General features: G+C 67.3%; 9 protein-coding genes and 1 pseudogene. 4 read left to right on the top strand and 6 right to left on the bottom strand.

Annotated features, from left to right (window positions below; translation table 11 throughout):
* Window positions 1–814: 814 nt before the first annotated feature.
* The 3 genes and pseudogenes from ACFWX1_RS47010 to ACFWX1_RS47000 all read right to left on the bottom strand — a co-directional run.
* On the bottom strand, window positions 815–2,434 hold the full coding sequence (locus tag ACFWX1_RS47010; RefSeq protein WP_378396441.1) for an alpha/beta fold hydrolase: 1,620 nt from the start codon (window positions 2,432–2,434) through the stop codon (window positions 815–817).
* A gap of 368 nt (window positions 2,435–2,802) precedes the next feature.
* Window positions 2,803–3,045: an integrase core domain-containing protein gene (locus ACFWX1_RS47005; RefSeq protein ID WP_378396442.1), complete on the bottom strand. Its 243-nt coding sequence runs from the start codon at window positions 3,043–3,045 to the stop codon at window positions 2,803–2,805.
* Window positions 2,960–3,172: pseudogene (locus ACFWX1_RS47000) on the bottom strand (DDE-type integrase/transposase/recombinase); the annotation flags it as partial. The pseudogene ACFWX1_RS47000 and the gene ACFWX1_RS47005, both read right to left, overlap by 86 nt.
* A 141-nt stretch (window positions 3,173–3,313) precedes the next feature.
* Between ACFWX1_RS47000 and ACFWX1_RS46995 the strand changes: the two are divergent.
* Both ACFWX1_RS46995 and ACFWX1_RS46990 read left to right on the top strand, forming a co-directional pair.
* Window positions 3,314–3,979, top strand: coding sequence for a response regulator transcription factor (locus ACFWX1_RS46995; RefSeq protein ID WP_378396440.1), 666 nt, complete (start codon window positions 3,314–3,316; stop codon window positions 3,977–3,979).
* Window positions 3,972–5,153 carry a sensor histidine kinase gene (locus tag ACFWX1_RS46990; protein ID WP_378396439.1) on the top strand — a complete coding sequence of 394 codons (1,182 nt, stop codon included), beginning with the start codon at window positions 3,972–3,974 and terminating at the stop codon, window positions 5,151–5,153. Before ACFWX1_RS46995 ends, ACFWX1_RS46990 begins: the two co-directional genes overlap by 8 nt.
* Here the strand turns inward: ACFWX1_RS46990 and ACFWX1_RS46985 are convergent.
* Together ACFWX1_RS46985 and ACFWX1_RS46980 are read right to left on the bottom strand one after the other, a co-directional pair.
* Window positions 5,128–6,252 (bottom strand): heparan-alpha-glucosaminide N-acetyltransferase domain-containing protein, encoded by a 1,125-nt coding sequence (locus tag ACFWX1_RS46985; protein WP_378396438.1) that lies wholly within the window; start codon window positions 6,250–6,252, stop codon window positions 5,128–5,130. The two genes, ACFWX1_RS46990 and ACFWX1_RS46985, sit on opposite strands and share 26 nt — an antisense overlap.
* 515 nt (window positions 6,253–6,767) lie before the next feature.
* Window positions 6,768–7,628 (bottom strand): DUF4436 family protein, encoded by an 861-nt coding sequence (locus ACFWX1_RS46980; RefSeq protein ID WP_378396437.1) that lies wholly within the window; start codon window positions 7,626–7,628, stop codon window positions 6,768–6,770.
* A 776-nt stretch (window positions 7,629–8,404) separates the two neighbouring features.
* Between ACFWX1_RS46980 and ACFWX1_RS46975 the strand changes: the two genes are divergently transcribed.
* Together ACFWX1_RS46975 and ACFWX1_RS46970 are read left to right on the top strand one after the other, a co-directional pair.
* Window positions 8,405–9,610: a cation:proton antiporter gene (locus ACFWX1_RS46975; protein WP_378396436.1), complete on the top strand. Its 1,206-nt coding sequence runs from the start codon at window positions 8,405–8,407 to the stop codon at window positions 9,608–9,610.
* Between the two features lie 116 nt (window positions 9,611–9,726).
* Entirely contained in the window at window positions 9,727–10,290 is a 564-nt protein-coding gene (locus tag ACFWX1_RS46970; RefSeq protein WP_378396435.1) for an NADAR family protein, read from the top strand.
* Between the two features lie 149 nt (window positions 10,291–10,439).
* On the opposite strand, the gene ACFWX1_RS46965 is transcribed toward ACFWX1_RS46970, so the two are convergent.
* A partial coding sequence (locus tag ACFWX1_RS46965; protein WP_378396434.1) for a TIGR00366 family protein occupies window positions 10,440–11,597 on the bottom strand: 1,158 nt, incomplete at its 5' end.

The following is an 11,597-nucleotide window of genomic DNA, read 5'->3' as shown; positions in this document are numbered from 1 at the left end:
ATCAACGCCTTCGCCATCACGTTCGGTGACCGCTGGCCGGGAGCCGAAACCTACTGATCAACAACGCCGGAAACACCGATCATGGGATAGACCCACTCGACGGCTGCGACGAGGCTCTACATGGATGACGTCCGCGGCAGCAGGTGGCGAGGGCGCAATGACACATTGCCAAGGTGCGGCGCGTGACGAAACTTGTCAGACCCCGGAGTTGCGCTTGACGGCAACGCAAAGCCCGCGACTCGCGCTCGAAGGGTATGTACGGGGTCCGTCCAGATTGGCATCACGGTGATAACCTGATCCGGAGCCGCTGTCAGACAGCCGGCCAGGTTTGCGATCTTTGCCTCCGCCGTACGTGTGGCCGACGACTGGCACCGTGGCTGTCCCGCAACGGGTCACACAACTCGGGCGGAGGGCCTGGAGCGAAACGGACAATGAACGACCTGTAGATGCGTTGACACTTGACCGCAAGGAACGCCTCCAGTGCGTTATGCGGATCGCCGATTCGCCTCGTTGTTCGCTATCGCTTGCGATTATCTGGCTCGGTGTTACCGTGTCGTCGCGGAACAGCGAAGCTGACAGTGTCCACAACAGACTGATTGTCTGTTGTGGACACTGCACTGCGGGCGCTTCGGCGCGGTCGGAGGCGACGGGGCCGGACACGATGGGCCTGTGCGGGACAATGCCGCCGCAGCCGTCCCCCGGCGCATCGACGTCCTCGGCGGCAGGGAACATCACTCCCACGTGAGGCTCTTGCACGATCGCCGTTACGCGGTCTACCCCGTCGACCGTGGCGCAGGCGGCGCCACCACGGCGATCAGCCGACCCGCCCGGCGATGTCTTCCAGGGAGGGTGTGTCCTTCCTGGACACCGGACCGGCGCCGACGGGGATGTCCTGCACCTTATCCGCTACCGGTGCGCAGACCGCGCGTCGTGGGGGAAGGACACCGTCGATCAAGTAGCTGTTGACGAGGTTGTTCACGCAGGAGTTGCCACGATCGGGGTAGTAGCCGTGGATTCCGCTGTCGGTCACGGTGATCAAGGGTATGTCGAGCTTGTCGGCGACGGCCACGCCACCGGGGTAGGCGGTCTGGGTGTCGCCCTCACCCTGGATCACCACACCGGCGGGATACTGGCGGGGGCCGACGGGGATCATCGGGTCGCGCCCAGAGGTGAAGGTGCAACTGCTGGGCGCCACGCTGTTGATCGTGTCGCCGTAGGGCATCTCGGCCGACACCCGCCGCATGTCCGGGTAGTAGTCCTGGGGATTCTTCGGCCACGGCCAGTCGCAGGTGATCGCCGCGAAGGTCCCGTTCGGTTTCCCGGCCTGCTTGTCCTGGCTCCGGAAGGCCTGGGAGGCCGATGCGTGTTCGTCCTCGGATTGTTTGGCCAGCGCGGCGATCTGGGTGGCGGCGTCCTTGTCGACCGGACCGCCGCCGAGCGCGGGGAGCAGGTCGCCGAGGTTCCAGGCGAAGGCGGCCCACATGGAGCGGTAGCGCGCGGCCTTCCCGACCGCGTTGTCGAAGGCGGTCACGTCGGTGAGCGCGCCGAGCTCGCGCTGGGACAAGGTGCCGGCGAAGCGATCCAGGGTGGCCCGTACCTGCGCCGGGGTGGCACCCAGCCGGAAGGTCGAGTCGCGCTCGGCCACCCACTGCTGCCAGGCGGCCACGTTCTTCCCGTGCGCTGTGACGTTGTCCTTCTCCTGCTGGTACCAGCTCGTGTCGGGGTTCTGCGCGGAGTCCAGGACCATGCGGTCCAGGTGCTGCGGGAACATCTGGCCGTAGAGCTGGCCGAGGAATGTGCCGTAGGAGATCCCGAGGAAGTTGATCTTCTCTTCGCCGAGGACGCGGCGGATGAGGTCCATGTCCCGCGCGGTGTTCATGCTCGTGACGTGGCGGCGCAGCTCTCCGCCCCCGCGCGCGCAGGCGGCCTCCTCGTCCTGGACCGCTTTGGTGAACCGCGGCAGATCGGCTTCGGCCGGCCTGCTGGGCAGGTCGGGCTTGTTGAAGGGCTCGCACAGTAGCTGGGTGGAGGCGCCGACGCCGCGGGGGTCGATGCCGATGGTGTCGTAGACCGCGGCGGCGGGTTGTCCCTTCAGCAGCGAGGCCAGGCTCCGGCCTTCGCCGCCGGGGCCGCCCGGGTTGGTCATCAGGATCCCGCGCCGGCGCTGGGAGTCGGTCGCCTTGACCCGGCTGATCGCCACAGTGATCTGTTCACCGTGAGGCTGGCGGTAGTCCATCGGCACCTGCGCGGTGGCGCACTCCGCGCCAGCCTCCTTCAGCTTGTCGGTCTCGCAAGCACCCCACCGCAGCTGCTGATGGACCAGGTCGTCCAAGCCGTCCGGTGGCGGTGGTGCGGCCGGGTGTGACTCCGCCGGCGAGCACGCCGAAACCCCCAGCAGGGCCGTGGCGGCGACCACAATGGTTCGTTTGAACATGAAACATGTTACCTTTCTCGAATATCGCGCTGCTCATCCGCAGTGGCCGACGCCCGCCGGTTTTCGGCGATTTCTTCGTCGACCGAGGTCCGCGTCGCGATGGGCGAGCGCTTCCTTCTCCCGTCGGGCAAGCGGGGTACGCGTAAGTCTCGTGACTCGAACATCATGAGGCCGTCCGCGATCTTGTCCCAGCGCACCGCCGACAATCCCACCCGACTGAGTGAAGTGAACTCACCGACTTTCAGGCGAGTCGGCCGTGTTCGAAATGGGTGAGACCGAGTTCGGCGTTGACAACGGTGTGAGGTCCCCCTGTTCGCCAGACACGGCGAACAGGTCAGGTGGTCTCGCCTGGGGATACGTAAAGAGCCTTAAATGTGACAAGGGCGTACATCTCCGATGCTGGAATGTCGCCGTTTCGGATTGTACCAGCGCACTATCCATTCGAATATTGCGCTGGCAAGTTCGTCGCGGGTTTTCCAGGGTTTCGAGTCGAGTAGTTCGAGTTGGAGGGTGCCCCGGTGTGCGGCGCAGAATCGCCATACCGAGCGCCTCGGTGGCGAGTTCGGTGCGCATGCGGCCGGCGATGGACCAGCCGATGATGAGCCGGGAATAGGCGTCCAGCACCGCGGTGCAGTAAATCTTTCCCTCCTCGGTGGGGTGCTCGGTGATGTCGGTGATCCACAACGGTCGGGCGCGTCGACGGTGAAGCGGCGGTTGACCAGGTCCGTCTGGCTTCACCCTCCGGGGGTGGGACTGAACACGCCACCGGGGAGAGCATGACACCGACGCAGGCCACAACGCGGAACATGGAGAGGACTGTCCTTTCTGGATGGTGATGCTGCCGGGCGTGCACAAGGGCGTACGCCTAAGCTGACCGCCGTGCGGGTGTTGGTGCTGGAAGACGACCTCCAGCTGGGTGAGGTGATCGCCGCGGGACTGCGGTCGATCGGTTTCGCAGTCGATCTGGCTGTGTCGATCGCGGAAGCCGATCTGAAGACCGCGGTCAACTCCTATGACTGCCTGGTGATCGACCGGATGCTGCCCGATGGCGACGGCCTGGACTTCGTTCGAGTACAGCGAACTCAGGGGGCCCGCACCCCGGTCCTGATGTTGACCGCGCGGGACACCCTCGCCGACAAGGTCGACGGATTCACCATCGGCGCCGACGACTACCTGGTCAAACCGTTTGCCCAGGCCGAGCTGACCGCGCGGGTGATCGCGTTGTGCAGGCGCGCCGAACATCCGGTATCCCCGACGATCACCTCCGGCGATCTCGAACTGGATCTGGCACGACGCCGGGTGAGCCGGGGTGGCGTGGTGCTGTCGGTGACCCCGAAGGAGTTCGCGGTCCTGGAACTGTTGCTCCGGCGCGCGGGCCAGGTCGTGTCCCGCAGCGAACTGATCGAGCGGTGCTGGGATGAGATGGCCGAACCCATGTCGAATGTGGTGGACGTGGTGATCGCCCAACTGCGGCGCAAGCTGGGCCCGCCCGCGCTGATCACCACCGTGCGCGGCACCGGGTTCCTGGTCGACGCCGATGGGTGAGCTGTCCGGACCGGTACGCCTGCGCAGGCTGCGGTGGCGGCTGACCGCGCTGTACACATTGGTCGCCGCAGTGTTCCTGGCCGCGCTCGCCGGGGTCGCCATCGTCATCGACGACAACGTCCGCCGCGACGTCCTCGACAACGAACTCGAACGGGTGACCGAGCGGCTATCCATGCGACTGGCCAACGGTGAGCAGGTTCACGCTGAGGACGACAACCTGAACCTGATGGGATTCGCCTTGGCCACGGCCGACTCGTCGGGTCGTTTCGTGGTGCGGACACGCGAGAACATCGAGGTACTGCCCAGCGCCTTGGACCAGGTGATCACCGAGGCACGCCCTGCGGACGAGGCATTCCCCCTGGACCACACCGCCAGCGACGGCAGACCGGTCCGGGTACTGGCCACATTGGTCCCCGCACGTGATGACCAGCCCGACACCGTGGTGATCATGTCCGATGACCCCACGTTGTGGCTGTCCGGGCAGGCTCGGACGCTGGGGTGGCTGACCTTCGGTTGCGCGGTGCTGTTGCTGTTCGCCGCCGGGATCGCTCACCTGCTGTCCGGCCGCGCGGTACGCCCGGCGGCTGAGGCCCTGCGACAGCAGGAGCAGTTCCTGGCCGAGGCCTCCCACGAACTGCGGACCCCGCTGACCACCCTGCGCCTGCTGGCGGAGGAGGGCGCCCGATCGCCTGTCCGCGCCCAGCACGCCCTCACCGATGCGGTGGTGCTCGCCGACCGCATGGGCCGGCTGGTGCAGGGCCTGCTCATCCGGGCCCGCGCCAAGGCGGGCACGCTGGCGGTGGAACGGGTCCGGCTGCGGCTGGACCTGCTCGCCGAGTCCGTTGTCGAGCAACTCGGCGAGCCCCGGGTGTCCGTGCTGACCGAGCCGACCATCATCCTGGGTGACCCCGACCTGCTCGAACACGCCATCCGCAACCTCGTGGAGAACGCAGTCCGGCACGGCGGCGGCACGGCCGTCGAGGTCGAGATCGCCGATGACCGGATCAGCGTGCGCGATCACGGTCCGGGGTTCGGCGACCGGCCGAGCTCCGAGGGAACCGGAATCGGCCTGTCGCTGGTCCGCTGGATCGCCGACCTGCACGACGCGACCCTCACCTTGGACAACCCGGGCGGCGCGCTGGCCACGCTCACCTTCCCGCATGACCGGACCTGATCGGCGTACGCCGCGCCACCTGGGTCGTCGCCCAGTTCATGATCCCTTCCAGCGGTCCACGCCCGACCAGTCGTTGCCACACCGTGGCCGCGATCAGGCCGACCACCACCGACCAGAGGAACAGGTGCTCGACCGGCAGCCAGGCCATCGACACCGCATGCAGCACGTAGGCAGTCAGTGTCATCGACCCCAGTGCGATCGCGGGCGTCAGCAGTAGCCGCGCGAACCGGATACGGGTGAGCAGCAGCAGCGACCCGATCAGGGCGACCGCCAGGCCACCCGAGCCGAGGATCTCGAAGGTCGTGCCCGAGTGCGGATCCGCGGCCAGCAACGACAGCAGGTCGTGTTCAGGACCCGTCTCCGTGTCCTTCTTCGTCACGGTCGCAGCCTCGGAGACCCCGGGCAGGAGACTCGCCAGCCAGGCGCCGCCATACCCGACCACCGAGGCCACCGCACCCCACGCGACCAGCAGCCGCTGAACGCGTACTTCGGTCAGGTCGAGACGACCGATCGCCAGCCCGACGAACATGAAGGTTATCCACACCAGCGCCGGATAGTTCCCGGCCAGCAAGATCCTGGTCAGCCCGGACGGATCCGATATCTCCGCGGCGATCGGCGCGAGCAGCCACACCAGTACCGGTGAGACCGTCGTCCACACCGCGGCGGCGATCAGCAGCCTGCGCGGGCCCCAGGACAGGAACGGCACCGCCGCGATGAACAGCACCCCATAGACGTGCAGGATCACCGGAAACTCCGGGCTGAGCACCCCCACCACGGCACCCAGCGCGAACAACAGCGCCCCGCGCACCACGACCCGCAGCCGCGCCCGCACCAGGTCATCACCGGTCACCGGAACCGACCGGCCCGAGATCAACGCCAGCGTCAGGCCGCCGAGCACCGCGAACAGGATCGACGAACGCCCGTGCACAAGGCCGCCCCAGGTCTGCGGCGACCAGGACAGCTCAGGCGCGGTCACCGCGAACGTATGCGCACCGATCATGCCCACCAACGCCACACACCGTGCGACATCGAGCCCGGTCAACCGAGTGGCCGTAGTCCGCACCGACGACACGGCGGTCACCGGAACCGGAATGGGCATCGTCGTCACCATCGAACACCTCCGCGGATCACAGAGAACGAGTAAGTCGCTCCCACAGTCGCGGACCATCTATGAGGAAACTATGAGCACCCCACCGGGACCAACCTGGTGAGTGACGTCAAGCACATCGCGCACCGCTGACCGAAAAGGCCCGGAGCGCTCTATCTCGCGAACGGGCCAACTTGAGTGGCAGAAACAGGCTCTGGCCACCGCGAGCGGCAACACAGCCAACATCACTGGCGACCGACACCAATTCCGTTGACGTGAACTGACCGCCGAAGCCAGGTGCGGCTGACGTTGGCGGACAACTGGCGCCTGTCGAAACACTTCGAAGCCGTTGCACTACAACGGTTTCGTCAATATCTGCTTTGACGCTGCAGCAACGTTAGGCCCCTATGGGGCAGAGGCAAAGCGGGACGACGGGAAGATGTGCTCCCACCGGCGGTCTGCGCCGAAGAAAGTGCGGCGATCTGCGATTCGACGTGCTGAGCGAGCCGGACGGCGGGACCGAGATCTCAGCGGGGCACGCTTCTGGCGTGTTCGGTGAGTGCTCCGGCCACAACGGACACAACCACGCTCAGTGCGATCACAGCCTCCGCCCAGAGGAAGGCCGTGTAGTCGAGCAACGACCCGATCGGCGGTGATCCCGGCGCTATGTTGCGGAAACCGGCGAGCGCGAAGAGCGTGGCCGCCATGAAGCCGAACGCGGGCCAGACCAGGCCGCGGCGGCGCGAGACGAGAGACCGCGCGCCGACCAGCACCGCGATCGCCACCGCCCACATCGTGATCATCATGAAAGTCGCGAAGACCAGCACGCTGATCGACCGGCCGAACCGGACGTCGAGCGTGCCCATACCACTCAGGCCGTCGTAGCCGATGATCGACAGCGCGAAGAGGCTGTCCACTTTGTCCAAGGTGAGCAGCACCGGCACCGGGTGGCCGTTCTCCTCGGCGGCGAACTGGATCCTGGTCCGGTAGCTGTCGAACGGATAGTCGGTGACGGTGCCGCTGGACAGGGCGATTGGCAGGTCGACGCTGGAGATACGTTGACGTGCCGGGAAAATCTGGTCACCACGCAGGTTGGAGGAGTTCAGCAGTTTCAGATCGGCGGCCGGGACGAGGCCTTCTTCGTCGCCGAGCCTGCCGCGAGGCACGATCAGCACCCTCAGGACGACTTCCCGTGCCACGGTGTCCACCCGTTGCACCGAGGCGTTCACGTCGATCCGGTCGGGCTCGTCGGCGCCGACCGCATGCCAGGTTTCCCCGGCACTCCGATCGATCGCGTGTAACCACGTGCCCACCCCGATCGCGGCAACCAGCAGGAGCACCGCCGAGACGGCCTTGACCGGACGGGACAGCCTGCTCTTGGACGGCATCGCGTCATCATGTCAGCGGTCGTTCACCGGCGCCGACGCCGGACGCGACTCTCACCCTTCCCGGTGAGCGCCCGCCGCCGTGGCCGCGGCGGAAACCGGACCGCGGCTGTGCGACGCCCACCGGGTGCGTCCCTTCCTGATCGAATGCGCCGGGGCGAGACCGCAACGGCCGCGGATCGCCGCCCTCGCCACTCCAGTCAGCCCGCGCTGGATCACCATCACCGGCTCGGCCTGGCTGCTGAATGCCGTATGCGGAGATCCGTCCCTTCATTGTTGTCAACGAGCAGGAACCCTCTACATGGGACGACAACACCGGGTCGGGTAACTCCAAGCGAAAATGGCCTTCGCTCCTCGACTCGGTTGGCCCGAATTACCTCAACCAGAAATATCCGCAAACCACTCCCCTGTCGTTCGACGACCGTCGGGGCCATCCACTCGGGAATCGACAGTGAGTTCTATCCCGAAGGTCGTATTCCGGCAGGCTACGGGGGACCCGGCCCCTTGCCCACGGTGGACAAATGCGATGGAAAGAAGCCCCGGTGGCCGGGGATGACCCGGGTGAGCGAAGCCGTCCGGCCGGACGACACGACAGCCGGGGCCGCACGTTCGCCGCAACCCGACGTCCTGATCGGGTGACGCGGCGAGGTGGAGAGGCCGAATTCGGCGTGACCATGACGACCACGCTGTTTCCGCCGCGCGCCGTACGAACATGTACCGGCTATTCTCCGGGTGGTTTGACCCGAAGCACCAATACGGACGGGGAATCGAGAACCGCGATGAAGCAGAGCCTGCTCACCGCGACGGCGGTCGTACTGCTGTGGGCGCTGACCGCGGCACGGCTGGCGAGGTGGCGGATCAGCGCTCCCATCGTGATGGTCACCGCCGGTCTGGCGATCGGATTCAGCACGCAGAACGTGCTCGGCAGCGGACTGAACACCGAAATCGCGCAGCACGTCGCCGAGATCATGCTCGCGCTCCTGCTGTTCGTCGACGCCACCGCACTCGGTAGCGGCTACCTCGGCCGGGACGGCAGGACCGTGGCGCGCCTGCTGTTCATCGCCCTGCCCCTGTCCCTTCTGGCCATCATGGGGATAGGCCTGCTCGTCCTGCCCGGCCTGTCCTGGGCCGTCGTCCTGCTCATCGCCTGCATCATCACCCCGACCGACTTCGCCCCGACCGCCTCGGTGGTGCGCGATTTCCGCATCCCCGAGCGAGTTCGCCACATCCTGAACGTCGAAAGCGGCTACAACGACGGCATCATCGCGCCCGTATTCGTCTTCGCGCTCACCCTCGCCGGCGATCGGAGTCACGCGAACTCCCCCGAGCAAGCCCTCAAGACCGCCGTACCCGCCGCCATTCTGGCCGTCGTCACCGGCATCATTGTCGGCGCGGTCACCGCCATGGCCATGAACAAGGCCACCGAGCACGAGTGGGCCAGCGACCAATCCCTGCGCATCGCCACCGTCGCCGTCCCCCTGCTGACCTACAGCGTCGCCGTGCCCATCGGAGGCAACGGGTTCGTCGCCGCGTTCGTCTGCGGAATCGCCTACAAGGCGACCCGGCACCACCATCCCGGTGAAGCCGAACTCGGCCTGGTGGAAGACGTCACCTCACTGTCGGGCATGGCGTTGTGGTTCGTCTTCGGCAGCGCCACCGTGCTCGTGCTCCAATTCGGCATCACCTGGGGCATGGTCGTTCTCGCCCTCGCCGCGCTCACCATCGCCAGGGCCGCACCGGTGCTGGTTACCCTGCTGGGCACCGACCTGCGCTGGCGAGACCGCTTCACCGTGGCCTTCCTCGCACCTCGCGGCGTCGCCTCCATCGTCTTCGGGCTGCTCGCCTTCAACTCCCTCGACGGCGACGACGCCGACATCGCCCTCATCGTCACCGCCCTCACCGTGCTGGGCAGCGTCCTCGCCCACGGAATCGCCGCCACCGCCTGGACACACCGAAAAGCGCCACAACCCAGCGAGACCGCATAGGCGCCACGCAGGTGTGCGTGCGCCGGGTCTGTAACGCGAACGGTGTTTCCGGGTGTGGGTGAGAGCGTCCGTAATGTGTTCGACGGAGCGCTTCGGCGCTGGGAGACTGACCGGCCGTGAAGGGATTTCCGCAGGATGTCGCCGACGTGGTCAACCGGGTGCGCCAGGGGGAACGGGTCAAGTTCCTGTTCTTCTGGGGCCACCGGCCGGAGCGGGACGGGAGCGTCGGGCGGGGCTGCCTGAGCCAGTGGTGGCCGGCGGCCTTCGCGGTGGACGGCCGGACGTTCGCCACCGCCGAGCACTACATGATGTGGCGGAAGGCCATGCTCTTCAGCGACGAGGCGTGCGCCGAGGGGATCCTGGCCGCCGGGCATCCACGGCAGGCCAAGGAGTTGGGGCGCAGCGTCGTAGGGTTCGACCAGGGCCGGTGGGAGGCGTGCCGGTACGAGATCGTGCTCACCGGCAGCGTGGCGAAGTTCGGGCAGCACACCGATCTGCGCCGTTTCCTGCTGGGCACCGGCCAGCGGGTGCTGGTCGAGGCCAGTCCGCTCGACCCGGTGTGGGGCATCGGGCTGGCGGCGGACGACCCCGGCGCCGAGGACCCGACGCGGTGGCGTGGGCTGAACCTGTTGGGCTTCGCGTTGACGCACGCGCGGGCGGTCCTGGAGGCGTCAGCCTGAACGAAGCGGAGGACGAACGACCCGAAGGACGGTGCCGAGGGTGACGCTCGGTCGGCGGGACTGCGGCGCACAACCTCGTCGTGGATGCGGGTAGTGACGGTGCCCGCTGTCATGTCATGCCTTCCGTGATGATCCTTTATGGACAGTCCTCAGTGGAGGGGAGGGTGGTAGGCGAGGGTGGGGGCCAGCACGGTGAGCAGGCCGAGCACCAGCGGCAGCAGCACGATCAGATAGGTGAAGGTGAACCCGACGATGTCGCGGGCCTTGAGCGAAAGCACGCCCAGCAGCGGGAGCATCCAGAAGGGGTTGATCAGGTTGGGCAGGGCTTCGGCGGCGTTGTAGATCTGCACGGTCCAGCCGAGGCTGACGTGGGCGTCGTTGGCGGCCTGCATGACATACGGCGCCTCGATGACCCACTTCCCGCCGCCGGAGGGGATCAGGAAGCCGAGCACGATGGAGTAGCCGCCGATGAGCAGGGGGAACAGCCCGGCGACGGTGGCGCCGGTGAACGCCGCCCCGAGATGATGGGACACGCTGTGCCCGGCGCTGTCGGTGGCCTTGGTCAGGATCGCCGCGATACCGGCGTAGAACGGGAACTGGATGAGGACGCCGCCGGTGGCGGGGACGGCCTTGGTGACCGCGGCGAGGAATCGGCGCGGTCGCCAGTGCAGCAGCAGGCCGAGTGCCAGGAACAGCAGGTTGTAGGTGTTGAGGCCGGAGATCGCGGCGATCGGGTCCTTGCTGCCGAACTCCCGTACCGCCCAGCCGCCGACGAGCGCGACCACGACGATCGTGAGCAGCGGGCTGTACTCCAGCCATTCGCCGGGCCGGGTGCGGGGCGGATCCTGCTCGACCGGATCGTGCGGGTCGACGCCCAGGTCGTCCGCGGTCCGGATGAGATCACCGCGGGGAGCGGAGAAGAACGCCACCGCGACGCAGACCGCCACGACGACGGCGGCCAGCAGCAGTGACTGCCAGGTGAAGATGGTTTCGCGGAACGGGAGCACGCCGGTGATTGGCAGCAGCGAGGAGGGAATGCTGGCGCGGTTGGCCTGCAGCTGCGCGGCCGAGGAGCTGAGTCCCAGCGCCCAGCTGCCGCCGAGGCCGAGATAGGCGGCGGCCCCGGCGGCCCGGTAGTCCATCCGCAGTCCCGGGCGTTCGGCGAGGCGGCGGACCAGCAACGCGCTGAAGATGAGGCTGAAACCCCAGTTGAACAGCGCGGAGACGAGGCTGAGCGCCGCGACCATGGCGATCGCGCCGCGCCCGGTCCGGGGCCGCCGGGCGAGCCGGTCGATCACCCGCCGGAC

Origin of the sequence: Amycolatopsis sp. NPDC059021, assembly GCF_042739895.1 — a bacterium.
Lineage (GTDB): Bacteria > Actinomycetota > Actinomycetes > Mycobacteriales > Pseudonocardiaceae > Amycolatopsis.
The sequence above is the reverse complement of the archived record's forward strand: the minus strand, read 5'-3'. Positions and strand labels throughout refer to the sequence as shown.

What these genes read in the sequence shown, in the direction of transcription:
- ACFWX1_RS46980 (WP_378396437.1), bottom strand. Translation starts at nt 7,628, where the DNA reads ATGCCGTCCAAGAGCAGGCTGTCCCGTCCGGTCAAGGCCGTCTCGGCG.
- ACFWX1_RS46975 (WP_378396436.1), top strand. Translation starts at nt 8,405, where the DNA reads ATGAAGCAGAGCCTGCTCACCGCGACGGCGGTCGTACTGCTGTGGGCG.
- ACFWX1_RS46990 (WP_378396439.1), top strand. Translation starts at nt 3,972, where the DNA reads ATGGGTGAGCTGTCCGGACCGGTACGCCTGCGCAGGCTGCGGTGGCGG.
- ACFWX1_RS47010 (WP_378396441.1), bottom strand. Translation starts at nt 2,434, where the DNA reads ATGTTCAAACGAACCATTGTGGTCGCCGCCACGGCCCTGCTGGGGGTT.
- ACFWX1_RS46985 (WP_378396438.1), bottom strand. Translation starts at nt 6,252, where the DNA reads ATGCCCATTCCGGTTCCGGTGACCGCCGTGTCGTCGGTGCGGACTACG.